The organism is Bdellovibrionota bacterium, assembly GCA_035292885.1.
Taxonomy (GTDB): domain Bacteria; phylum Bdellovibrionota_G; class JALEGL01; order JALEGL01; family DATDPG01; genus DATDPG01.
In genome coordinates this window covers 1-23,279 of sequence record DATDPG010000014.1, presented here as the reverse complement: position 1 = coordinate 23,279, position 23,279 = coordinate 1, and the positions used below count along the sequence as shown (strand labels likewise).

Below are 23,279 nucleotides of genomic sequence, written 5' to 3'. Positions count from 1 at the left end.
CATCTCTAGTCGGTGGATGCCGATTCTTGCCGATACGCTCGCACCATCTGGTACGCGCCGAATGTCACGAGGGCCGCCGCCAAATACTGTCCCGGCGTCCACCCGAAGTAACGCGCGTCCGGCCGCGGAACGTCCACGGCTCTTAAGTGATCGAAGAAAAACCGCGGGATGCCGTACAGAATCAGAACGAGCGCGTAGAAAAATCCGGGAGGTCTTGGTTTCGCATTTTTCCGCCCCAAGAAATAGACCACACCGGTCATCGCCATTGCCAAAAGTGCATCGTAAAGGCCGAGGTCGTGCCTCGACCCTCCCGGATATTTCACCGCCAGGAAGAAATCGGTGAGGCGCCCCGGGTGATCGTGGGCCGTGTAACAGCCGAGCCGCCCGCAAATCCATCCGGGTGCCATGCCGAACATCAACGCATCGGCGTATGGGTAAAACGGTATTTTTTTTCGGTGGAAGTAATACCAAATCGCAAGACCCGCACCCAGAAAACCACCGAAGGAAGAGATTCCGGACCATACCTGAAAAATCCGCCAGGGCTTTTCGATCAGTTCCTTCGGAAAGTAGGCGACGAGATGCATCAAGTGAGCGCCGAACATCCCGCAGAGGATCGCCAAGAGCGCCGCGTCGTGAATCGGCAACGGACTGAGGCCCATTCGGACCGCCCGCCGAGCCGCCAGGTGCGATCCGAGAAGAAATCCGGTGGCAACCAGGACGCCGAAAATATCGATTTGCAGGCCGAGGAAATGAAACCGGGGGATCTGCAGATAGGGCATCACCAGCGAAAGTCTACAGCATCTCCGGTGATGGCGAAGAATGTTTTGTCTGCCTTCAGTGAACTGGGCTTAGTACGCGCGTCGATACAGAAACGAGATCCGGCAAATGTAAGGATAGTCGCCGCTAAAGCCATTGATGGTAAGGCCCGTGACGCCGGCCGGGATCCATAGGTCCGTGTGCGGATTGGCTATGATCCTATCGTACATTACCCCGTTACCCGGGTACCAACTGTCACCGCTCCACGTAAGCAGATTATCGTAGACAGAAAAGTGGGAGTAGGTACCGTACGATTTTCCTCGGATTATGATTGATTCGACTTTGCACTCATGGGGCGGGTCGAGGGCACGGGGGTTCATAGCGGACACCAGTAGGGTCATGACGTCCGCACCGATCTCGTTACAATTGTAACCTCCGGTTGCTGTATCCAAGTTACCCTTGTATGCGATAGCGGGATCGGCCACAGTGGGCGATGTGGGAGTAACCAGCGGATCAGACGGTTGGACTTCCTCGCCGTCCGGGTTCATGTCGCAATCCGTGTCGGGATCCAGCGGATCGGCTGCCCAGAGCACGATCTCGTTGTAGTCGCTCAAATTATCGCCGTCGGTGTCCCATTTCCGGGCATCCAGATGAATGGGTTTTCCATTGGCGTCGATATGGTTCGGGTCGGCATAAGTGCACTCATAGTAGTCGTTCGTGGCACATAATTTCGGGTCAGCACCTTGCGGGCAGTCACCATCCGTATCCATCTGAAGCGGATCTGACTGACAGGATTGCTCTTCGATATCGCTCAATCCGTCGCCGTCAGTGTCGCTCCGAATATACGAAAAGCCGCCGGCCAGCACGGCCTGGCAACCATCCGGATTGACGACCACCAGATCCACCGAACATACGGGCGCCGGGCATTTTGAATCCAGGTTCGGGACTTTCACGATGATGTCCGTCGAACTGATCCGCCCGGCAAACGCCAGATCTGCGAGCTCACCTCCGATCGAGACTGTCGTGGAGTGAGAAAGATCTATGACGAAATTCTTTCCGCGGATTTCAACGGCATCCCCGTTTGTCCCCGCCAATGCGGGCAGCGGATCGACCTGCGGTCCGTTGGTGCAATTTGTCGTCGCAGTATACGTAAACGCACCGGTAAAGATTACGCTATCCCCAGCATCGTTCTCGAGCGTTACATCCGCGGCTCCGGCGGTTCCGGCCGGAACCGTCACGACAACGGACGTGTCCGCGACGGTCAAAATAGCCGCTTCATTCGGTCCAAAGAAAACGTGAGTGACTTCAGAAAAGCCCGATCCATTAATCGCCACGACTACACCACCCGCCCCGGCGCTCGGATCGATGTTCGTCACCACCACCTTATCCTGGAATGGGATTCCCGTGGTTTTTCCAGCGGAACTACACCCCGAAAACAGCGCCATCAGACCGATAAAGTTGATCGCAATGTACGAATTTCTTAAACCACCGTAATTCAACGAATACTCCCTAAGCTGATCACAGCAATGCCCATGCCAGGGAGTTTCAATTGAAATTACAAGTACTTAAACCACTGATGCCAGCTTACTACGCAAGGAGTTTAGACTTTTTGATAGCGATGAGCAGGATCTCGGCGTCTAGTGTCCCGAGTCCGAGATAGCTTGATAACAAAGGACACCGATGCACCCGGATGGCAAGGCGCGACGACGATGGCGTACTTGCAGGGCCGCACGCTGAGGAGGAGCAACGCAGCCAGCCGGGATGCAGCGGCGGCCGTCTATCAAGATATGTCGGACTCGGGACACTAAAGCTTCTCTTCGAGGCCGGCGAGAATGGAATCAATATCCTCGTTTTCCGGCGTTTCGGACCGCTCAAAGGGTTGCTCCGCGGGTTTCTCTTCCGCCAGTTCCACTTCAGGGATGAGCGGCGGTTCCGCCAATGGATTTCCGAACGATACCTCGTCCACGACGGTGACCGGTTGATCGCTGCCGACAACCCGGAGCTCACGTTTTTGCGCAACGGAAAGCCCAAGATCCACGGCGATGTTTTCGATGATCTCCGTCCGAATCGTTTCACTCTTCAAGATAAATCCTTCAAACAACGCATTGTCGGCCAGCGTGTTAATCAACCGCGGAATTCCCCTTGAATATTGATGGATGGCATCAATGGCGCTTGCATCGAAAATCGCTCTCGTCGCACCCGAAAGATTCAAGCGGTGTTCGATGTAGCGACGCGTCGATTCGGAATCAAAGGCATCCAGTCGGTATTTGAACGCCACTCGTTGTTGGAGAGGAGGATCGAGTTTCAGGGTGTCTTCGATTTCGGGAAGACCGAAGAAAATAAACGTAATCAGCTTTTTATCGGGGATTTCCAGATTGAGTAGGCCGCGGAACTCTTCCATGATCTCCCGCGTCTGTAACATCTGCGCCTCGTCGATCAATACGACCGCTTTTTTGCCGCTATCCGCGATTTGAAGCAGCCGCCGATAGAGCTGACTCAAAATCTGAAGCTTGGTCTCCGCCGGCTTTTGAACTCCCAATTGCTGGGCGATCCGCCGAAGCAGCCACTGAGCACTAATCGAAGAGTGAATGATCACCAATAACGCAGCTTCATAATCACTCTCCGGAAGGCTATCGAGCATCTTTCGCGCGAGCGTCGTCTTGCCGGCGCCGATATCTCCGACCAGGACGGCCAGACCCTTCATCTGATCCGTCACGCGCCGGAGACGCAGAAGCGCCTGATCATGTTGCTTCGAGTGAAAATAGAATCGGCTGACGGGAGCGTTCGAGAAAGGTTCCTGTTCGAGGCCGTAGTACTGCAGGTAACTCATTAGATGTACGAGATTTTAGTCTTCTTGGCGCGAATTTTCACCTGATCTTCTTTTTCGCCTTTTTCCGCCGCGACCTTAGTTGGTTTGGCTTTAGGTTCCGCCGGCTTTTCCGGCGCGGAATGCGGCGGCGCAGACGAACCCAAATCCGCTTCGAGTTCCTTGGCGCGGCGACGCACATCGCGAAAAGCAGGGTCTACATCTCGAATACGAGCGAAGAGTTTGTATCCCTCCGTCAAGTTTCCGCTGGCGATGTGCGCCTCGGCCAACTCGTAATTGAGACCCAATGCCTCCACCGATTGCGGAGAGATCTGAGCCAACGCTCTGCGATAATTCTCGATCGCGGCGGAGAAGTCCCGTTTACCGACAAGGCAGAGACCGATCATCGAAGCGCAGTGAACGCTCATCTTTGGGTCGTGGAAAGCCACCCGAAACTCTGCAATCGCTTCGTCCAAAAGGCCCATTTCACGATAAGCGATCCCCAGATTGTAATGGGTCTGGTAATCGTCCTTCGCCACGGTGCGCGCGACGCCCTTTTTAAATTCCGAGATTACCTCTTCGGGACTCAGATATTCTTCCTCGTCCGGGCTTTTCTTTTTGTCCAGCGCCGCTTCAAGGTCTGAAATCTCGTCCTGCAGTTCGCTAGAGAGGTCGAAGAAGTCTTCCTTCGGAGCTGCCGATTTTGCTTTCTCCGACAGCACGCGCATCGTGCTCTTCGATTTCGGCTGCGAGACCTCGTCGAGCTGAACCTTCGAGGGCCGCGCTTCCTTTCGGCGTTCCGGTTCCGAGGATCCCGGTCGAACGGAGGACCGGGCGGGTTTTACGCCGCGTAATTCCGCCAATCGTTCCGCTGCGGGGGAATATTTCGGATCCTGGGAGAGAATATCTTCGTACAGTTCGATCGCCTCATCGAGGAGACCCTGTTGGACAAAATAAGCCGCCTCTTCCATGTCCGTCGTAAAATGATCTTTGCGTTCCGCCGAGGAATGGCGGAACTGCCGCGTCTCTTCCACCACCGGCTCCTCGCCGCTTTCCTCTTCTTCATCTTCCGGTTCCGGTTCCGCTTCCGCGGCCGCACTTTCAATCTCGACGGCTTCCGCTTCTTCGGCCTCTTGCACTTCCACCACCGCCTCGTCTTCAACGACCGGGGCCGGCTCTTCGGCCACCGGCGCGGAAGGTTCGCTGGAAATCTCAAAGGACTCGTCGGGAAGGTCAAAGTGAATCGCCGCATCCACGTCTTCGGTCGGGACCTCCGGTGGAGGCACCGGTTTCGCCGCAGCGGGTGCCGAGACTTGCGGCTCGAATACGGTCTTTTCACCCGGCTCCTCTCCGCCGTCCTCGACGATTTCTGAAGCGTCCAAATCAAACGAGGGTTCTCCGGCCTCGGAAACCGGTCGCTCGAACTCGCTTTCCATGTGCGCCGATGAAACTTCCGGGGATGCTTCCACCGCCGGAGCGGCCGAGGCCTCATCGTCCACGATCTCCAGCTCAATAGCATTGCTGATTTCCGCTTCTCCCATGTCCGCCGGATTCAACGGCGCTGCTTCGTTCTTCGTCGATGGCGCCGCAGCTCCGATACCGAGCGAAGCCATTTCGGCTCGCAGCGTGTTCACGAGTTCATTTTGTTTCCGGGATTCCGCGGTTTTCGCTGCGCGATTCAAAACCTCGCCAAGCGCATTGACATCCTTGCTGGTGAGATAAACGGAGATCAGTTTTTTCCGTATGGACTCGTTTTCTGGGTCGCTCATCACGATTCGCACCAGCGTTTCGCATGCCTTGTCGACAAGGCCGTATTGCAACAGGACATCCACTTCGCCCAAGACTTTCGTGGAATCGACCGGACCCGCCGCCGCAGGCGGCGGCGCCGGTTTCGACGCTTCGGCCCGTAGAGCCGTCGAGGGCGCTGAGGGAATCGATGCGGCTGCGGCCGCGGCGGAGACTCCCAACGCGCGGAGTTTCGCCATAATTCGGTCGCGCTCCTCCAGCATCCCCTTCGCGTCTAAAACCGCCACGAGCTCTTTGTAAACCGATTTGGCCTTTTCCGGCTGCTGCAAGTCGAGGAAACTTCGAGCCAGCAGCTCCAACGTGGGAGGATGTTTCGGATCTTGCTGGAAAAGCGCCTGCAACTCCGTCAGCGCCCGTTTAGGTTCGGCGGTCTTGAGATACATCTCCGCCTGTTCCAACTTAATCGTCGAATCCGCCATCCCCAACGAATCCATTTTTTCGAACACGCGCGCGAGATCCTGGAAGTTGTTCTTTTTTCGAAGATCTTCGGTGACGGCCTTAAACTGATCCGTGGCGGCTTCTTTGTGCCCTTCGCGGGCGTACAGTTCCGCCAGCTTGATCTTGCTGGACGTATTTTCCGGATCCAGCTCCGACATTTTCCGGAGAACGTCGAGGGACTCCTTTTTGAGACCTTTGTTTTCGTAATGACGAACGACGACCTGGTACTGTTTCATCGCCTCGCTGTTCAAGCCGAGCTGTTGATAAAGCTCGGCCAAGCGGATGTAGACGGTAATGAGACCCGGATCGAGTTTAAGAATTTGTTTGAAAACGGCGACGGCTTTGAGAAAAAATCCGTCTTTCGCATAGTGTTCGCCGACCTTCCGATACGTGTCGTTGGCCGCTTCGATGTTTCCAAGTTTGGCTTGGAGGTCTCCGATCTTGAGAAGCGTACGAATATCGGTCGGGTCGTTGTCGACCACCTCTTGGTAGTCCTTGATGGCGTCGGCGACCTTCCCCTTTTGGAGAAGTTTCTGCGCCTTGGTCAGCGATTTATTTCGGTTAAACGCCAAGTTACATAGACCCCTGCGGTCGTGAATCCGCCTCCCCGGCGGTGTGAACCTACCAGGCCGGCCTTACGGACCTCAACCTTTCTATTATAGGACACGAGCGCAAACAAAAGTATCCCCTGTTATGTAAATTTTAATACTTTAAATTCAATAATTTAGATAAAAACGTTACGCTCGTTGTCCCACTCCGGAACTCCGGGTTCGATAGAATGCGTTGGTGCAGCGGAATGTTCGAATGAATCCCTTCAATGAGGAATTCGCGCAGAGCCACCTCCCCTTTGGCAATCGCCTCCGGCCGGTCTACACCATGAACGATCAGCTTGGCGATCATGGAATCGTAATATGGACTAATGGCGTAGCCGTCGTACGCACCCGAATCGACCCGAATGCCTCGCCCTCCAGGCACGTGATAGGCCGTGATCTGGCCCGCCGACGGATAAAACTTCTCCGGGTCTTCGGCATTGATTCTCATCTCCATGGCGTGCCCCTGCATCCGAATATCTTCCTGGCGAACCGGGAGCGGATCCCCCGCAGCCAGCCGAAGCTGGAGCTTCACCAGATCGATTCCCACCACTTCTTCCGTGATGGGATGCTCAACCTGAATACGGGTGTTCATCTCCAAGAAATAAAACCGTTTTTGCGGATCCATCAAGAACTCGACCGTTCCGAGATTTCGGTAACCGATCGAACGAATCGCGTCGGTCACAATCTTACCCATATCCCGCCGAACATCGGCCGGCACGGCCGGAGAAGGAGACTCCTCCAACACTTTCTGATACCGGCGCTGGATCGAACAATCTCTCTCTCCAAAGTGAACCACATTCCCGTTTCCATCCGCCGCCACTTGAAACTCGATGTGCCTCGCTTCCTCCAAATATCGTTCGATGTAGACACGGGAATTTCCAAATGCCGCCTGCGCTTCCGATTTAGCGGCCTTCAGCGTGTTCCAAAGCTGTTCCATCGAGCGAACGACCTTGATGCCTTTTCCTCCTCCTCCCGCCGTCGCCTTTACGATCACCGGAAGGCCGATTTCTTGGGCAACCGACGCCGCTTTGGCGGCGTCGTCCACGTCCACTTCGATCCCAGGCATCATCGGCAAGCCCGCCTGTTTCATGGCCTCCCGGGCCGACAGCTTGTCACCCATCGAATCGATGTTGGCGGCCGTCGGACCGATAAACGCCACGCCGCATTTTTCGCATACGCGCGCGAACTCGGCGTTCTCCGCGAGAAATCCATAACCCGGGTGAATGGCGTCGGCATTGGTGACTTCCGCCGCGGCCAAAATTCTCTGAACCGAAAGGTAACTTTCCCGGCTTTCGGCCGGCCCGATACACACCGACTCATCCGCCATCTTCACGTGCAGAGATTCGCGGTCGACGTCGGAATGCACGGCGACCGTCGCGATTCCCATTTCCCGGCAAGCCCGGATGACACGAAGGGCGATTTCCCCCCGGTTGGCCACAAGAACCTTACGAAACATAGAGGCTCAGGTGACTTCGATCAGAAAAAGCTTCTCCCCGAATTCCACGGGCTGGCCGTTTTCGGGATAGATCGCCACGACCTTCCCGTCAAAATCGGATTCGATTTCGTTCATCAGCTTCATCGCTTCGATGATGCAGAGAATTTCCCCCTTTTTCACCACCTGTCCGACGGTGACATAGGGATCGGCGTCCGGCGACGGAGATCGATAGAACGTTCCCACGAAGGGTGAGGTCACCATTTCTTGATTGCTCTTCTTTTCGGCGGCCGGGGTTTTCGTTTCGGGGACGGAAGTCACGCCGGCCGGAGTCGGAGGGAGGGGGACTGGAACGTGGGGAGCGGCCGTGGGCGGAGCGAAGTGGACCGGCGCCACGACCGGGTGGGAGGGTCCCCGCTCGATTCGAACGCGGGTTTCCCCGTGAACGATTTCCACTTGCGAGAAATCGGTTTTCTCGACCATCCGGAAGATCTCTTTGAGTTCCCTCAAATTCACAGGGGTGTCTTTCTAACGACTGAGAAGGGTTTTGTCCACCGCCAATTAAGGGGAATTTACTAATAGTTTCGTTGTCTTAGAGTGCCGCTTCGATGATAGGTGCTGTTCTTCGTAAGATGTAGCGGCTCTTGCCGAGATTCGCCTCCGAAGAAGTGGCCAGAACGACAAAATAGTTTTCGGAAACGACACGGAATAACAGCCTCCGCGTCCCCATCGCCACCGTCAGTTCGGATACGGGCCCCAAGTTCGAACTTTGGCCGATCTTGATCATGTCGAGAAGCAGGCGACTGTATTCCACCAAAATGTCTTGCGACACACCTTCGGCGCCGTCGGTTTTTGATTCGGCGACCGGAATTCCGTCAAAGCCCATCAGCACCGCGGCCTGGGAACCATCGACATCTCTTAACATCGACTTCAATCCTTCCTCGAAATTCATGCCGCCCTCCGCTTTCGTTCTTGGATACGTTTCAACAGGTCCCGTAACGTCGAAATACGGTCCCTTCGGATATCGCCTCCCGCGGAGGAGCGGGCGGAAAGGTTTTGCTCCAATTCCTCGATTTTGTTTTTCCACTCGGGATTCCCCGGGTCCCCGTGGGAGACATCGCGATAAATCTCAAGCGCTTGATCGATATGTCCCTGTTTTCGATACAGCTCCGCCAGCGTCGCGGTCCTCAATTCCGAAGCCGACGAGGCTGCGCCAGGCCCGGGACCGACCGCCACAGCCGCTTCAACAGGGATATGTGTCTCGGGCGCAGGCGGAGACGGTGTCGTTTTCGCTATGGCTTCGAGTTGCTGGGCGGCACGCGTATCATTCGGATCCAACTTGAGGAGCTGTTTGAGAACCGGTGCGGCGCGCTCCGGCAGTCCTTTTTGGAGATAGAGTGACGAAAGAATCCGATTCGCCAGGACGTTGTCGGGGGAAACGTGGAGCACCGCCTCCAGAAGACTTTGAGACTCGTCAAGTTCTCCGTTTTCAAACAACGCCCGGGCCAAGGCCATCTTGCCCGAAAGGTAATGGGGGTGATGGCCGACGCCTTCGCGCGCCACGGCGATGGCTTCGTCGTACTGACCTAATCTTCGATAGGCGTCCGAGAGGGGAACAAACGAACGGGACTTTGGATCGGCGGCAAGTTGCTCGCTGTACTTCTTAATCTCGGCTTGAACCGCCTCGCTCACGCGGCCCACCTTATCATGTTTATTTCTGCTGGGTGAGCGTTACCGATACCGACGTTTGCTGAACGCCGATATCGGCGGTGATGTGGTCCGTGTATGAGGATAAACCCACGTTTGCCGGAGCAGGCTCCAAAACACACAGCTGATAACTGCCTCGGTCGCCCGTCTTGAACACCGCCGGCTGTGAAACGGCTTGAAGACGGGCGGGATCGCAGATCGTTATATCTTCCCCCGGCGCCCGGTCGAAAAATTCGCAAAACTGGCAAAATGTCTGGACCTGAATCCCATTCGCCGGTTGCCCCAAGGAGTTCGTCACGCTGAACGTAATCAAATAGTACACATCCTCACTGGTCGTAGCGCTGGCCGGCGTACCCATAGAGATCGATGACCCCGATTCCGCGTTAAACCCCTCCGCTGCCTGGTTGCATGACAATGCAGGCAACATAGCCGCCAGAAGAACCCCAACCAAACCTGTCTTTTGCAACGTAGCCGTCATTGTATCTCCCTCCTACCCGCGGATGTCCCGAACCGCTTCCCGTTCGTCGCCCACGATTCGAGGCGTCACAAAAATCAGGAGCTCGGTTCTTCGAAGCTCTTTCGCATAGTTCTTAAACAACCATCCGATGATCGGAATCTTGGACAGACCCGGCAAGTCATCCTGCGTACCGCCGGTTCGGATGGAGTAGATTCCCCCCAAGACCGTCGTGTTTCCGCTCTTAACCAACACCTCGGTATTGGCCGAGCGTTGATCGACCAACGGGTTCCCTTGAACCAACTGAGCGAAGTTCGGTTCGTTTCGCGTGGCGTTGATCGTCAGCAGAACGGACCCGTCGTTGGTAATGTGCGGCGTGACCTGTAATGAGGTCGTGGCGCTTTCGAACCGCACGTTGGAGCCGGCATTCGCCGTCTGCGTCAGGAACGGAATTTTTGAACCCGCCTGAATGTTGGCCGATTTATTGTCGAGCACGGTGATCTTCGGGCTCGATATCAGCTTGGCCTGGCCTTGTGTTTCCAAAACACCCAGCGCGAGATCGAGATCGAGAATGTTGTTGATGCTGCCGAAGCGGATCCCGATACCGGAATTTACACCGAGGGGCGATGGGTAGTTGAGGGCGACCGGAAGTCCGGAGAAGCTGGTTCCAAGTCCGTTGGCACCGCCGACCAAATTCGCGGAATTCGGGAAAAACACGCCGGACGGATTCCCCGTGGCGGCCGTGAATCGCGCCTGGCCGCCCCAGATAATACCGAAGGAACGCGTGTAGTTCGTATTCGCCTCGACGATTCGCGCCTCGATCGAAACCTGCGGGGTCTGCGTATCGAGAACTTCCACCATCCGCTTCGCCTTTTCCAGATTCTCTCGAATGTCCTTGATGATGAGCGTATTGGTCCGGCTGTCGATATCGATCATGCCACGATCGCTCAGAACACTTTTCACCTGGCGTGTGAGTTCGCCGGCCTGCGCGTAACTGACCGGTTTGAAAAGTACGTCCAACGGCTTTGAAGCTTGGGACGCACGGGCCGCGGCGGCGGCCAACTCGCGCTCCTGGCGCAACTTATCAGCCGGGGCGATCCGAACGATGTTGCCGTATTTTTCGAACCACAAACCCTTGGTCTGCAGAATAATGGCGAACGCCTGATCCCACGGCACGTTGTCGAGGCGAACGGTGACGCGCCCGCCCACTTCGTCCGAAATAATCATGTTCAGTTTGGAAATATCGGCCAGCAGGCGGAAGATGCTTCGGATCTCCGCGTCTTTGAAATCGAGCGAGATCTTGCGGCCGGTGAACTTTTTCCCGGCAAATTCTCCCGCCAAGATCTGCCCCATGGAACTGAGAGGTTCACCCGAAGAGGTCGAATCACTCAGAAATTCTTCTTTCACGTAACGGTAATTCTTCGGCCGGAGGTCCTTTTGCTCCTGAATCGGCGTTACTTCTTCCGAGCCGAGCATTTTTTCTTTCCGAAAACCGGCAACATCCACAGCGCCCGCACCGGTTGCCTCACCCTCCGTTTCCGGTGCTGCCGAAGGCGCCTCGGTATTCGTTTCGTCCGCCGGCGGCGGAGGCGGGGCGGCCGATTCGGATTTCGCCACAGTGGGGGTCTGCTTGCGGAGAATCTGATCGGGAATATCGACGTCCACGAAGAGGCTATTCCCCTCTTGGCTCACGCGGTACGGGACCTGCTGTTCCAACGCAATCGTCAGTGTCGCCACTTTGGTCTTTCGGTTTTCCTTGGGCGAGATACTCATGATCGCCGTCTGAAACTCCGAAGTATTGAACTCTCTCTTCAAAATGGATTTTTGGAGCCGGGCGTTCTGGACCTCAAGAACGATGGTCCCCGGCCCTTCCTCGCGCGTCGAATAGTCCGAGGTCGGCTCGCTGAGCCCGATGATCAGACGAGATTTTCTTTCTTCCTTCATTTGCTTGAACCCAAGGCCGGTGATCATCACCGGCTTCATCGGCGCCGAAGGAACAGGAGCGGCCTCCATCGAAGGCGCGGCCGTTTCGGCGGCCGGAGTCTCAGGCGCGGCCGCTTCCACGGAGGGAACGCCTTCCGTCGCTGGAGCCGCTTCGGGTGCGGACTCGGCTGTCGGTGACGGCGCTTCGGCCGCCGCCGTGGCCACATTCATAACCAATGAATTCCCGGAACGGTCGATCGTGTATGCCGGTTTGCCGGTTCCACCCACATCGACCACCAAACGGACCTTGCCTTTGGTGGGCCCCAGTCTCAGCTGCTTCACTTCGGGGGTCCCGAGCGTAATCGTTTTTCCCCCTTGGTAGGCGTTCTTTAAACCCCTGAGATCGACTACGATCCGCGAAGGATTCGTCAGTACACGATCTTCGTAGTCGGCGATCGATCCGTCTCCCACCAATGTGACCGTCGTTCCGCTGCCGCTCGAGGCATATTGAACATCGAGCAATTTCGTCGCAACCGTCTCGGCTGCGGGAGGCGGAGCTGCCACCTCAGCCACTGGAGTCGGTTCCTCGGGCGTCGGAGTGGCCTCCAGGGCCGGCAAGGCTTCAAGCGGAGCCGGAGCTTCTGCCACGGGCTGTGTTTCCGCCGAAGTTCCCGTCTCCGGGACAACGGGCAAGCCAGCTTCCGCTGTTGCCGAGGCGCTCCCCCCGGATTTTTGAATGCTGACGGTGAGTTTGTTCCCCTCCGCGCTGACCTGATATTCGGCCGCTTGATCGAGATTAACCACAATGCGGCTTAAGGAACTGTTCGCATCGTCGAATTGGCTCACGCTGATCTGCTGAATCCCGCCGTTCTTGACGTCGATCGGCCCCTGCACCGAGCCGAGAGTCGTATCGGTTAAATCCACGATGATTCGGTCGGGATCCGTCAGTTTAAAAATGTTGGGGGATACGGGCTGGGAGCCGGAAATGACCACCGCCGCCGTTTGACCGCGATCTTCGACTTGAATGGAGGACAGTTGATTTTTCTGTGCGGTGCCCGCAGTAAGTTCTGCCGGAGTTGTGGGCGCCGGTTTGGACGCGCATCCCGTCCACACGAGTAAGCAGATCGACGCGCCTATGAAACGCAGCACGTGGTTCGACATCTTTTTCCTTCCTTCCCTGTTCATCGCTGTCCCTCTAGCTGCAACTGCAATCGTTCCTTTTCACTTTCACCTTTCGGGCGAATCTCCAATAACGACTCCCGGACAACCAGCTTTCCGGTCGGGTCCCGGTATTCTTCCTCGACGAAGATTTCTCGGCGTGTAATCCGAGAGATTCGGCCTCGATGGGTCCCCACCCGCATGTCTCTCCGAACAATGTAACTCTGTCCATCCGGAGCTTGGACCAAAGCGCGGGGACTGGCTAGTCCCCAAATGATGGCGGTTAATTTCAACTGTTCCAAACCGTAACGTTCCAGCGGCGAAGTCGGTAACGTAATGTCTTGCACCAACTCCCCGGCGTAGGCCTTGAACGGATCCCGTCTGCCGACCGGATTGTACGTGTATTCTTCTCCCGCCTTCCCAAAGATAGAAGGAACTTCCGTCTTCTCCGCAGGCGCAGGCGCCCCCGGCGCGGCCGTCACGGGAGGGGGTGTCGCCGGGCCGCTCCGTTTTCTCTGAATTTCCGGCTCACCGCAACCGGCCAGGTTCAGTCCGACGATTGCCGCGGTCAGAGTGGAGAGTCCTCGACAGCGAAATTTCATCGGCCACCTCGGAACATGAACGTCGTCGCCCGGCAGTCCAGGTCAAGCTCGACCGTATTGCCCGCCTGGCGAATGCCCGAAAACACGATATTTGAAATGTTGATGATGCGGCTCAGCTTGCCGATCTGATCCAAGTACGTAGCCAGGTCATGATAGGTTCCCGAGAGCTTGAGGTCCATCGGAATCTCGCTGTAGAATCCGCGGCTGGCCTCTCCTCCCGGTCGAAAGTAATTTAACTCGATATTGGTCTTCTTCGAAAGAATCGAGAGCTGCCTGAGAATCGCGTGGATGTTCGCCTCGTTCGGAAGAAGGGCCACAGCCTGTTTTAGCTGTTCGTTGAGAATGTTCACTTCCTCCTGGAACTTGGGAAGATTGGCGGCGATCGCCTCGTTTTCAAGGAGCTTTACCTGTAGATCCCGGGCCTTCGCTTCCAAGGCGTTGTACGCTTCCTTCTTGGGGACGAGGAACACTTGGTATTCCACGGCTACGATGACCACCAAAATCACCACCAGCGTGATCAGTTTCGCAACCAGCGGGAGTTTCGCGAATTGATCGAGAAACTGCTGCATTACGCCTTCCCACCCGTGGGGACGTAATTCACGCGGCAATTGATATTGAACCGTTGGACCTTCTTGCCCGCTTCGTCGACCTGCTGCACTTGAATCAGCTGAACGTTGTAGAAAAACTTCGAACCCCTGAGGTTATCAATGAAATCCGCGACCGTGGGTCCATCGACCGCCACGCCTTCAAGGGTGAGCTGTTTTTCCACCTCCCGAAAACCCGTGACCCAGGCTTTGCGGGGAATGACGTACGTAAACTCTTCCAGCATTTTCACCGGGCCCGATCGCTTGTCGTTCAGATCCTTGATCGTATTGATTTTCTGATTGAGATTCGCCTTGGCCGTCTTGAAGTTGTCGACTTTCACGATAATAGCCTGGAGCTGTTTGATCTTGTTGTTCAAATCGTCGATTTCGGCCTGTTTCGCGGCGATTTTCCGTTCTTCCGAAGCGTTGATCCACCAACACGCCATAAGGGCGAGCGCGATCGCGACCGCGCCGATGGACAGTTGTACGATCACGCTCTCCTTGCGCCGTGCGGCTTTCGTGGGGAGCAGGTTTATGCGAATCATTTGTCCCCCACTCGCCGTAGGGCTAACCCCACCGCGACCGCCGCCGCCGGAGCCACATCCGTGATGTGCTCCACATTAAAATTCTTCTCGTTGATCTGAACGGCGTGGAACGGGTTGGCGATCTCGACCGGAATTCCCACCTTCTGTTCGATAATCGCGGGGAGACCGGGCACCTTCGAACTTCCGCCGGTCAAATAAATCTTTGCGATCTTGTCATCCGCCGCCGTCGCGGCGAAAAAGTCGAGGGACCGCTGAATTTCCGCGGCCATCGTTTCCGACACCGAACGAATAATTCCCCCGACCTCCTGAGGAATAACGGCCTCCGTCGTCTCGGTCGGACCGCCCAACTCACCGCCCAACTTCAACGACTCAGCCTCTTCCCGGCTCACGTTGAGTTGCTTCTGAATTTCTTCCGTGAATTGATTGCCCCCCATGGAGATGTCGCGCGTGAACGTCGAGATCCCGTTTCGAAGAATGTTGATATTGATCAAACTCGCGCCGATATCCGCCAGAACGACCGTTTCCTGTGGAGCTCCGTAGTTCGCTTCGAACATATTCTCGATGCAAAACGCATCCACATCCAGGACGAGCGGCTGCAAACCAGCCTCCATTACCACGGCCGTATGGTCGTTAATCATGTCTTTCTTCGCGGCCACCAGCAACACTTCCATCTGTCCGACATCCTGCTCGTCGTTTCCCAGGATCTGAACATCCAGGTTCACGTCGGTGATATCGAACGGAATGTACTGCTCCGCTTCCCACTGAATCGACTCCTCCAATTCCTGTTCGGTCATTTGGGGCAATTTGATCTTCTTTACGATCACCGAGTGGCCGCTGACGGAAATCGCCACGTCTTTTCTTTTAAGCTTTTCCTGGCCGATCAGTTCGGTGATCGCGTCCACGACGGCATTGGAGTTCATAATGGCGCCGTCCACAATCGCTTCCGGCGGAAGCGGAACCATCTTGAAATGGAGAAGTTCCAATCCTTTTTTCGTCTGCTTGAGCTCCACCAACTTGACGGCGCTAGAACCGATATCGAGCCCGACGAGACTTTTGTTTCGGCTGAACACTTATCCCCCTACGCTCAGAATACCTTATCTTTCTCGGCCAAGGTTAAACCCAACGCCTTGATGATTTTTCGTTTGGTCGCCATTCGGCACAACTTACCGCCCTCCACCCGATCCACCGTCAGTACGGAGAGACCGGCAGCTTTGGCGAGTTCAGCTTTACTCATGAGAAGCTGTTCTCGAAATTTACGAACGTTATTTGAATTCTTGCTGGGCACAACTCTCCTCGGTACGCGATTCTTGCCGCGCTCCGGACCACCCACACAGGCATTCTGGGATCAAATTAACAGGTCGGCGATGTGTAGGTTATCTGAAATGATATGCGAACGTCAAGTAAATTGGTTATACTTATATGTCAATTAATGATAACTTTGCTTAATTATGCATTGCGGCAAAAGCGAGAAAAAGAGAAATACCAATCACTTGACCAATTCCCGGCAATCAGTTGAGGTTATCTAGGATGAACGAACCCAGTCCGGCAGTTGAAGACGCGCCGTCCGGGGAGTGGGGCTTCTGGCAGCGTCTTCGAAGGCGTAAACTCCGCAATTACCTTTTTCTCGACAAGAAGCTGCAGTTCAATTTCGCCCTTCTGATTCTTCTCGTCTGCGGCGTGAACGCCCTCTATTTCACGATCCTGATTTATTTCTATTCGCAAGAATCGTTCATGCGGTTGGCCATCCGGATTCCGGATTACGCCCTGACGGAAGACGTTTTCCAAGATAACTACCGCCTCTATCTCAACACGATCGTCTTCGTCGGACTTTTCGAAATGGTCATGTTCCCGCTCTTGGGGCTATTTTTCAGTCACCGCATCGCGGGCCCTCTCTACGCCATGTCCAACAAGCTTCAGCAGATTGCACGAGGGGAAGTCCCGGGCCAGGTGCGCTTGAGACGGCACGATCTGTTGACGCATTTTGCGACCCACTTAAACGCCGTGATCGAGACCCTCGGTACTCAACGGCAAGAGATTGAATTGGCGTTACGCGATATCTCCGCCGGAAAAACCAGCCAGGGGACGGAGCGCCTGCGAAAAATCACGCAGACAGAACAACCACCTGTGTCTGCCTCGCCACGTGCTGGGCCGCCCGAAGACTGAGCGCGCAAAGCTTTTCGTGTTGACGGCCTGAAATCAAATCGAGAAAGAGCGGCAGCGGCCGTTCAGCGGCTAAGAGCTGCCAAAGTGTGAACTGTACGGCGAAGAGAAGCGCGGCTTTCGCGGATGGATCCACCGCGGGCCAAGCGACCAATTTTCCGTCCGACGTCTGAAACGCCGTGAGTTTTCCATGGGCGACTTCGATCCCGGCAAACCGCTTGTCGGTGAGAATCGTCAGATTCGCCGCAACTCCCTGTTGCACACGGCGAAGGAGCCCGGCGACCGGGCAATCGAAAAGTTCCGCCGCGAGAACAACGAGACGATTCACGTCATCCGAAGCGGGGGTCGACGGTTGCTCATATTGCGGCGGAACGGTATCGGAAGCGAGCGTGGCCTCCAGGTCTCGAATCTCTTTTTCCAAAGCGTTCGGATCGACGGACGCGGGTGGCAAATTTTGCAACGTCGCCTGGATAGCCGCGATCTCTTTAAGATGCTTGTCTTTTTCTTCCATCAGTTTTTCCCGCGGCGTGGTTGTCTCTGCGGCGGCAAGTTCCACTTCCACCGCTTTTCGTTGCATCTGCAATTCCTTCCGCCGCATTAGCATGTCCGAAACGTCATGTGCGTCTTTAATCCGAACCGTCTCCAGAAGTTTCCGCACCGGCCCCGTCTCGATTTCAAATCGCTTGTCGATGCCGGCTTTTTCAGCGTCCAGGCCGCGAATTTGCTGCATCAGAGAACGAATCTTTTCCTTTCGGCGCAAGCCTTCCCAGAGCCCCCACGACATGGCACCTAGACCGAGAACAAACACCGCCAAGAGGGGCCAGAGCCAAGGTCGAAAAAACGTGGCTCCGATGAAAGCAATCAATGCAGCCACCACGCCTCCAATAGCTACCGGCTCGTTCCAGGGCGGGCGGTTCGGCGTACCATTCAATTGTTCCGTCCACTCTTTCGATTTTTCTTCGAGCGTTTGAAGATCGGTCCCCCGTTGCTCCTGAACTTTCGCGTACCGGTCCAGTTTCTGAATCACTTGTGGCGTGAGCACCCCCGGCGCATCAAAGACCGCGTATGCTTCGTACTCCTCCATTATCTTTTTCAAGTGTGCAGTGGGTTCTTCAAACCGACGGAGTTGATCTTCGATTTGAAAAACGAGCGCCTGAAGTTCGTCGATCTTCGCTTCCCGTTCGTGAATCGTGCGAATTTGGCCCTGTTCGGCCCGCAATTCGGCCAACCGAGCTTGCGGATCGGGCGCCTCGAAGGCCCGTTCCTTGGCCAGGTGACGTTCTGCCGATTGCCACTTTTGCTGCTCCTCCGACGACGACGCTCCATGCCTGGCGACCAAGAGCGAACGAAATACGCGCTGTGATGGGATTTGCGCCGCACGGGCCAGCGTGGCCAGAATAAAATGCGGATCTTTGGAGATTTCCGTGAAGTGATCTTTTGTACCCTGGTCCAACTGGGCGAGGTTCAAGGTTTTGCTGACGTAGTCGCGGGTAAGGCGGTAGGTCGTTCCCCGCGCCTCAAACGTAATACCGGCGCGCTGAGCCTTTCCGGGCCCCAACGGCGTGCTCTGGTTTTGGGACGGATAGAAAAGACTCGCGACGACGTCGACCAAAGCCTCAAGACGAAAAAGGTCCCCCTTCTGCTTCCAGGGATTCAATCCGGGCTGGAACGGATACCGCAGAACGCCTTGAGTGCCGGGAACTCCTTGAAGAATCAGCTCGATCAGTTTCACGATGGCCGGCGAACCCTCCTCGCCGTCCGACGATTATAATACAGGTGTGCCCTGGGCTTCAGCAGAAGCTGTTTTCAAGGTGTCGGCGGCTTCCGGAGCCGGAGCCTTCTCCGATTCCTTTACCTTGTCGGTCCGGGTGGCATCGGCAATGACGGTGTCTTTCCCCTGCTTTTTTCGAAGGTAAAACAGTCGCGCTCGCCGCACATCGCCCCGATGCACGACCTCGATCTTGTCGATGGCCGAACTTTGAACCGGGAAAATTCTTTCCACACCGACCCCGTACGAGACCTTCCTGACCGTGAAACTCGATCCGGCTCCGCTTCGATGCTTCTTGATCACCACACCCTCGAAGACTTGAACACGTTCCTTTTCACCTTCGGTGATTCGGACATGCACTTTGAGCGTGTCGCCGACTCGAAACTCGGGAACCTTTTTCTTCGGTTGTAATCCATCCAATAACCCTCTCGTATTCATAACGCTCTCCTCACCTCTAATCTGGATTTTTCCCTTTTTCCGGCGACCGAATGGTCTCCAAAATCGATCCGGCCAAAATCGCGGGTCTTCGTTCCAGGGTCCGTTTCAACGCCATCGCTTTTCGCCAGCGCTCAATCTCACGGTGATTCCCCGAACGCAAGACTTCCGGAACGGCTTTTCCGCGAAATTCCGCCGGCCTCGTGTATTGCGGATACTTGAGAAGCCCCGACGTAAAAGAGTCGGTGGCGACCGATTCCCAGCTTCCGACGACACCCGGCACCTGACGGGCCACGGCTTCCAACAAAACCATGGCCGGAAGTTCTCCGCCGGCCACAACGTAATCCCCGATCGAAAAGGTCTCGTCGACCCAGCCTTCGACAAAACGCTCGTCGACTCCCTCGTAACGGCCGGCCACGACCACCAACTGAGGAACTTGGGCCAGTTCCGAAACCCAGAACTGAGTCAGAATCCGCCCCTGAGGAGAGGCGTACAACACCTTCCGCCCCGGAACCGCGGCGATTGTTTCGACCGCCCGAACCAGCGGTTCGATTTTGAGTACCATGCCGGGGCCTCCTCCGAACGGAACGTCGTCGACGGTCTGATGCTTGTCCTCGGCGTACGCCCGAAGATCGTGAACTCCGAATTCAATCCGTCCGGCACTCTCGGCCCGTTTCCAAATTTCGCTGACTCGAAGGGACTCGAAGATCTGCGGAAAGATCGTGATGACGTCAAACTTCATTCGAAGTCTCCGGCGGATTCGCCACGATTCTTCCGTGATCCATATCGACCTTTACGATGACATCCTTCGTGGCCGGAAGAAGAATTTCTCCCGAGGCGGCGTCGACGACGTAAATGTCGTTGGAGGCGGTCGGCCAAATTTCACGAAGCGTCCCCACGACTTTCCCGGAAGGGGTCACGACCGGCAGACCGATCAGATCCACGCAATAGTGCTCTCCCGCGGCTAGCGCAGGGAACTTGCTTCGGGCGACAAAGATTGTCTGGTTCGTCAGCCTCTCGGCGTCATTCCGAGTCTCCACACCCTCAAAACGCACGACGATTCGGGAGGCTTGAAGCGACACATGATCCAGTACATACGATTCCGTCCGTTCCGGCGACGTGCCGATTCGAACGTCGTCCACCCGTGTCAGAATCTCGGAGCCGGGGTTGAAGAGTTCCACACGCAGTTCTCCATGCAGGCCCTTGGCCCTCCCCACTTTCCCGACCGGGACCCATTTCGAGACGTCCGACGTCAATCCATGATCTCCAGAACGATCCGTTTGTTCTCTTTCACGCCCGCGGCGCTTAGAACCGTTCGCAATGCGCGCGCCGTGCGTCCTTGTTTTCCGATGATTTTTCCCAAATCTTCCTGATTCACCCGTAACTCGAAAACCGAGGTTTGCTCGCCCGCCACCTCGTTGACGTTCACGTCATCGGGATGGTCGACCAGGTTCTTCGTGATGAAGACGATCAAGTCTTTCAACATGGCATTTCACCGAGACTCGGTTACGCCTTCACGGGCGCCGGAGCCGGAGTTCGTTTGATCAATCGGGCGACCGTAGCCGAGGGCCGGGCACCCTTGCCGACCCAATATTCGAGCCGCGCCCGGTCGAGCGTCAGGTTTTCACCTTCCTTACGCGGATTGTACAATCCGACCGCTTCAATCACGCGTCCGTCCCTCTTTCGGCGTTCGTCCGCCACAACGATTCGGTAGCTCGGATGTTTCTTTTTTCCTGTTCTCGTCAATCGAATGGTCACTGCCATAGACTCTTCCTTTCTCTGCCTATTTTGGGAAAAGGCCGCCGCGGCGAATCCCCGCCGCTCCTAGCCGCCCGATTCGCGACGCGACACTTCGCGCCGCCAAAAATTGTTTCAAAAACCGATTCACTTCCTTAACCGACGTCCCGCTCCCCGACGCAATCCGCTTCCGCCGGCTGCCGTCGATGATCTGATGATTCGTGCGCTCCCGCGGCGTCATCGATCGTATGATCGATTCAAAAACTTTGAACTCTTTTTCCGGAACCCCACCCGCCAGCGCCTGTTTCATTTGCGCGCCGCCCGGCAAATACTCCATCAACTGTTCGAACGACCCCATCTTCTTGAGCCCTTCCAGCTGTTCGGCGAAATCGGCGATCGTAAACTGATTCTTCCGAAGCTTTTCGGAAAGTTTGTCGGCCTCGTGAAGATCGAACGCTTCCTGCGCTTTTTCCACCAATGAAACCACGTCGCCCATTCCCAATATGCGGGAGGCCATGCGATCCGGATGAAGCGGCTCGATTGCTTCCACACTCTCGCCGGTCCCAACAAACAGAATCGGCTTTCCAGTCGTCCACCGGACGGAAAGCGCCGCGCCGCCGCGGGCGTCGCCGTCCATTTTCGTCACAATCACGCCGTCAAAACCTATTTTCTGAACGAATGTCTCGGCGCTACGAACGGCATCTTGCCCCGCCATGGCATCCAGAACGTAAAGCACGCTGTCGGGCCTCGCCGCATCCCGCACGAGTTTTAGTTCCTCCATCAACGCCTCATCGATGTGAAGCCGGCCAGCTGTGTCGATGACCAAGCAATTGGCTGCGATTTCCCTCTGTTCCACGGCTCGTCGTGCCGCACGAACAATCGCGACCGGGTCCGTCTCGTTCGAGGCAAATACCGTCAAGCCGTTTTTCTGTCCCAACTGGATCAGTTGTTCGCGCGCCGCGGGTCGTTGCGTATCGGCCGGTACCAACAACGGCCGCTCGCCGCGCTGATCGCGGAGAATTTTTGCGATCTTGGCCGCCGTCGTCGTTTTTCCGGAGCCTTGTAGCCCGGCCATAAGAATCGTGAGCGGCCTCCCCTGGACGCGGGGGATCTCGGCGACCTGTCCGCCCAAGATTTGAACCAGCTCATCGTGAAGAATTTTGATGAACTGTTGACCTGGTTCGACGCTGTCCAAAACCTCTGTACCGAGCGCGCGCTGACGCACGGTATCGATGAAGGATTGAACGACGCGGTACGAAACGTCCGCTTCTAAAAGGCTTTCCCGGACCTCCGCCAGAGCTTCGGAAATGTTCGATTCCCGAATCTTTCCGAGACCGCGAAGAGTACGAAATGTCCGCCCAAGGCGTTCTTGTAATCGATCAAACACGTGGAACTACCTGAAAAGATGGTTAAAACTCCCACTGGGTTCAAAGTTTAAACGCGGGTTTATAGTACATGCCGAGCGGCAATGTCAACGGGAAACCCCGAAAACCGACAATGATCTAGGGGGGTTAAAACAGTTACTCCCAAACCGTCCCCCGGTAATGCCGGTGAATCTCGTCGTCCTTGGTAACCAACCCCGCGTTTTGAACGCGCGCTTGCCCAACAATGATTCGATCAAACGGGTCGCGGGTCCACGATTCCTCGAGTGCATGCGCGATCACCCGATCAAACGCCAAGCCGCATATCTCCAATCCGATTCGAGCTTCGAGATCGGTGAGAATCTGGCGTGAAGAAGCCCGGATTCTTCCCAGTTCAAACAGGTACTGAACTTCGAGGGCGCAGACGGGAGAGGCGAGAAGATTGTTCCTTTCCATCTCGTGCCGAGCCTTGGCGGGGATGCGATCCACCTCGCCCGAATAGAGCCACACAATCACGTGCGTATCGAGATAGATCACGAACGTTCGGGCTTCCACTCGCCGGACCAATCCAGATGCACCATATCCTCTGGGTTTCCCTTGATGATTCTCCTTTTCGGAAGGCTCGCAAGCTTGCTTGGGGGTTCCAAAGCGGAAATCCGAAGACGCTTGCCCCGCCGAACGATCTCCAAAGGAATGCCTGTCTGCAATATGCGATCGAGGAGCCGGTAAATATTCTGGCGCAACTGTGAAGCCGCAATAGCCTTCATGTCTTCAATAGATTACCCAAAATCACGTACGAATGTCAATATCATGTCGTACGTACGTATATAAGACCGCAATACGCAATCTTCGGGCATCATCGAATAATAATTCTAGAACCGGTCTCATAAATGGATTCGTCGCGAGACCGAGCGAAAAGCCCGTGATCGAGGCCGCAGGGTCAAAATGCCCGGAAGCGTACTTGAATAGGTACGTTGAGGACATTTTGACCCGAGAACAAAGAGCACGGGCTTT

The 23,279-nt window shown here is 55.8% G+C and carries 25 protein-coding genes; 1 reads left to right on the top strand and 24 read right to left on the bottom strand.

Going from position 1 to position 23,279, the window contains the following annotated elements; translation table 11 throughout:
* Positions 1-5: 5 nt before the first annotated feature.
* The 15 genes from VI895_00740 to VI895_00670 form a co-directional block, all read right to left on the bottom strand.
* Positions 6-779 (bottom strand): prolipoprotein diacylglyceryl transferase, encoded by a 774-nt coding sequence (locus VI895_00740; protein HLG18325.1) that lies wholly within the window; start codon positions 777-779, stop codon positions 6-8.
* A 69-nt stretch (positions 780-848) separates the two neighbouring features.
* On the bottom strand, positions 849-2,201 hold the full coding sequence (locus tag VI895_00735) for an IPT/TIG domain-containing protein (protein ID HLG18324.1): 1,353 nt from the start codon (positions 2,199-2,201) through the stop codon (positions 849-851).
* Positions 2,202-2,560: 359 nt separating this feature from the next.
* Positions 2,561-3,586: an AAA family ATPase gene (locus VI895_00730; protein ID HLG18323.1), complete on the bottom strand. Its 1,026-nt coding sequence runs from the start codon at positions 3,584-3,586 to the stop codon at positions 2,561-2,563.
* Positions 3,586-6,378, bottom strand: coding sequence for a tetratricopeptide repeat protein (locus VI895_00725; protein HLG18322.1), 2,793 nt, complete (start codon positions 6,376-6,378; stop codon positions 3,586-3,588). The genes VI895_00730 and VI895_00725 overlap by 1 nt, the downstream gene beginning before the upstream one ends.
* A 130-nt stretch (positions 6,379-6,508) precedes the next feature.
* Positions 6,509-7,855, bottom strand: a complete 1,347-nt coding sequence (gene accC / locus VI895_00720) for an acetyl-CoA carboxylase biotin carboxylase subunit (GenBank protein HLG18321.1) — start codon at positions 7,853-7,855, stop codon at positions 6,509-6,511.
* A 6-nt stretch (positions 7,856-7,861) separates the two neighbouring features.
* Positions 7,862-8,347 (bottom strand): acetyl-CoA carboxylase biotin carboxyl carrier protein, encoded by a 486-nt coding sequence (accB, locus tag VI895_00715; GenBank protein ID HLG18320.1) that lies wholly within the window; start codon positions 8,345-8,347, stop codon positions 7,862-7,864.
* Between the two features lie 76 nt (positions 8,348-8,423).
* A complete protein-coding gene (locus tag VI895_00710; GenBank protein HLG18319.1) occupies positions 8,424-8,783 on the bottom strand; it encodes a hypothetical protein in 360 nt (119 codons plus the stop codon).
* Complete coding sequence (locus VI895_00705; protein HLG18318.1) at positions 8,780-9,523, bottom strand: tetratricopeptide repeat protein; 744 nt, start codon at positions 9,521-9,523, stop codon at positions 8,780-8,782. Before VI895_00705 ends, VI895_00710 begins: the two co-directional genes overlap by 4 nt.
* Positions 9,524-9,542: 19 nt before the next feature.
* Positions 9,543-10,016: a hypothetical protein gene (locus VI895_00700; GenBank protein ID HLG18317.1), complete on the bottom strand. Its 474-nt coding sequence runs from the start codon at positions 10,014-10,016 to the stop codon at positions 9,543-9,545.
* Between the two features lie 12 nt (positions 10,017-10,028).
* Positions 10,029-13,076, bottom strand: a complete 3,048-nt coding sequence (gene pilQ, locus VI895_00695) for a type IV pilus secretin PilQ (GenBank protein HLG18316.1) — start codon at positions 13,074-13,076, stop codon at positions 10,029-10,031.
* Between the two features lie 20 nt (positions 13,077-13,096).
* Positions 13,097-13,675, bottom strand: a complete 579-nt coding sequence (locus VI895_00690; GenBank protein HLG18315.1) for a pilus assembly protein PilP — start codon at positions 13,673-13,675, stop codon at positions 13,097-13,099.
* A complete protein-coding gene (gene pilO / locus VI895_00685) occupies positions 13,672-14,244 on the bottom strand; it encodes a type 4a pilus biogenesis protein PilO (GenBank protein ID HLG18314.1) in 573 nt (190 codons plus the stop codon). The genes VI895_00690 and pilO overlap by 4 nt, the downstream gene beginning before the upstream one ends.
* Positions 14,244-14,804, bottom strand: coding sequence for a PilN domain-containing protein (locus VI895_00680; GenBank protein ID HLG18313.1), 561 nt, complete (start codon positions 14,802-14,804; stop codon positions 14,244-14,246). Before VI895_00680 ends, pilO begins: the two co-directional genes overlap by 1 nt.
* Positions 14,801-15,874 carry a type IV pilus assembly protein PilM gene (pilM, locus tag VI895_00675; protein HLG18312.1) on the bottom strand — a complete coding sequence of 358 codons (1,074 nt, stop codon included), beginning with the start codon at positions 15,872-15,874 and terminating at the stop codon, positions 14,801-14,803. Before pilM ends, VI895_00680 begins: the two co-directional genes overlap by 4 nt.
* Before the next feature lie 14 nt (positions 15,875-15,888).
* Complete coding sequence (locus tag VI895_00670) at positions 15,889-16,089, bottom strand: helix-turn-helix transcriptional regulator (protein ID HLG18311.1); 201 nt, start codon at positions 16,087-16,089, stop codon at positions 15,889-15,891.
* 242 nt (positions 16,090-16,331) lie between these two features.
* Here VI895_00670 and VI895_00665 point away from each other — a divergent pair, with 242 nt between their 5' ends.
* A complete protein-coding gene (locus VI895_00665) occupies positions 16,332-16,967 on the top strand; it encodes a hypothetical protein (protein ID HLG18310.1) in 636 nt (211 codons plus the stop codon).
* Here the strand turns inward: VI895_00665 and VI895_00660 are convergent.
* The 9 genes from VI895_00660 to VI895_00620 all read right to left on the bottom strand — a co-directional run bounded on the left by VI895_00660 (position 16,906) and on the right by VI895_00620 (position 23,032).
* Positions 16,906-18,696, bottom strand: coding sequence for a hypothetical protein (locus VI895_00660; protein ID HLG18309.1), 1,791 nt, complete (start codon positions 18,694-18,696; stop codon positions 16,906-16,908). The two genes, VI895_00665 and VI895_00660, sit on opposite strands and share 62 nt — an antisense overlap.
* 33 nt (positions 18,697-18,729) lie before the next feature.
* Positions 18,730-19,170 (bottom strand): 50S ribosomal protein L19, encoded by a 441-nt coding sequence (gene rplS, locus VI895_00655; GenBank protein HLG18308.1) that lies wholly within the window; start codon positions 19,168-19,170, stop codon positions 18,730-18,732.
* A gap of 16 nt (positions 19,171-19,186) precedes the next feature.
* Positions 19,187-19,909, bottom strand: a complete 723-nt coding sequence (gene trmD / locus VI895_00650; GenBank protein ID HLG18307.1) for a tRNA (guanosine(37)-N1)-methyltransferase TrmD — start codon at positions 19,907-19,909, stop codon at positions 19,187-19,189.
* Positions 19,899-20,423, bottom strand: a complete 525-nt coding sequence (rimM, locus tag VI895_00645; protein HLG18306.1) for a ribosome maturation factor RimM — start codon at positions 20,421-20,423, stop codon at positions 19,899-19,901. Before rimM ends, trmD begins: the two co-directional genes overlap by 11 nt.
* Positions 20,420-20,653, bottom strand: a complete 234-nt coding sequence (locus VI895_00640) for a KH domain-containing protein (GenBank protein HLG18305.1) — start codon at positions 20,651-20,653, stop codon at positions 20,420-20,422. The genes rimM and VI895_00640 overlap by 4 nt, the downstream gene beginning before the upstream one ends.
* Positions 20,654-20,673: 20 nt before the next feature.
* Complete coding sequence (gene rpsP / locus VI895_00635) at positions 20,674-20,931, bottom strand: 30S ribosomal protein S16 (protein ID HLG18304.1); 258 nt, start codon at positions 20,929-20,931, stop codon at positions 20,674-20,676.
* A 19-nt stretch (positions 20,932-20,950) separates the two neighbouring features.
* The gene (ffh, locus tag VI895_00630; protein HLG18303.1) at positions 20,951-22,291 is read right to left on the bottom strand and encodes a signal recognition particle protein; all 1,341 of its coding nucleotides are present in this window, start codon (positions 22,289-22,291) and stop codon (positions 20,951-20,953) included.
* Positions 22,292-22,424: 133 nt separating this feature from the next.
* Positions 22,425-22,820: a type II toxin-antitoxin system VapC family toxin gene (locus VI895_00625; protein HLG18302.1), complete on the bottom strand. Its 396-nt coding sequence runs from the start codon at positions 22,818-22,820 to the stop codon at positions 22,425-22,427.
* Complete coding sequence (locus VI895_00620) at positions 22,799-23,032, bottom strand: type II toxin-antitoxin system Phd/YefM family antitoxin (protein HLG18301.1); 234 nt, start codon at positions 23,030-23,032, stop codon at positions 22,799-22,801. Before VI895_00620 ends, VI895_00625 begins: the two co-directional genes overlap by 22 nt.
* Positions 23,033-23,279 lie beyond the last annotated feature (247 nt).

Coding starts and splice junctions, on each gene's coding strand:
- rplS (HLG18308.1), bottom strand. CDS start 19,170: ATGAATACGAGAGGGTTATTGGATGGATTACAACCGAAGAAAAAGGTT.
- rpsP (HLG18304.1), bottom strand. CDS start 20,931: ATGGCAGTGACCATTCGATTGACGAGAACAGGAAAAAAGAAACATCCG.
- VI895_00735 (HLG18324.1), bottom strand. CDS start 2,201: ATGGCGCTGTTTTCGGGGTGTAGTTCCGCTGGAAAAACCACGGGAATC.
- VI895_00690 (HLG18315.1), bottom strand. CDS start 13,675: ATGAAATTTCGCTGTCGAGGACTCTCCACTCTGACCGCGGCAATCGTC.
- VI895_00730 (HLG18323.1), bottom strand. CDS start 3,586: ATGAGTTACCTGCAGTACTACGGCCTCGAACAGGAACCTTTCTCGAAC.
- VI895_00700 (HLG18317.1), bottom strand. CDS start 10,016: ATGACGGCTACGTTGCAAAAGACAGGTTTGGTTGGGGTTCTTCTGGCG.
- trmD (HLG18307.1), bottom strand. CDS start 19,909: ATGAAGTTTGACGTCATCACGATCTTTCCGCAGATCTTCGAGTCCCTT.
- VI895_00710 (HLG18319.1), bottom strand. CDS start 8,783: ATGAATTTCGAGGAAGGATTGAAGTCGATGTTAAGAGATGTCGATGGT.
- VI895_00680 (HLG18313.1), bottom strand. CDS start 14,804: ATGATTCGCATAAACCTGCTCCCCACGAAAGCCGCACGGCGCAAGGAG.
- pilQ (HLG18316.1), bottom strand. CDS start 13,076: ATGTCGAACCACGTGCTGCGTTTCATAGGCGCGTCGATCTGCTTACTC.
- VI895_00640 (HLG18305.1), bottom strand. CDS start 20,653: ATGTTGAAAGACTTGATCGTCTTCATCACGAAGAACCTGGTCGACCAT.
- VI895_00620 (HLG18301.1), bottom strand. CDS start 23,032: ATGAAGGCTATTGCGGCTTCACAGTTGCGCCAGAATATTTACCGGCTC.
- VI895_00665 (HLG18310.1), top strand. CDS start 16,332: ATGAACGAACCCAGTCCGGCAGTTGAAGACGCGCCGTCCGGGGAGTGG.
- VI895_00740 (HLG18325.1), bottom strand. CDS start 779: ATGCCCTATCTGCAGATCCCCCGGTTTCATTTCCTCGGCCTGCAAATC.
- pilO (HLG18314.1), bottom strand. CDS start 14,244: ATGCAGCAGTTTCTCGATCAATTCGCGAAACTCCCGCTGGTTGCGAAA.
- accC (HLG18321.1), bottom strand. CDS start 7,855: ATGTTTCGTAAGGTTCTTGTGGCCAACCGGGGGGAAATCGCCCTTCGT.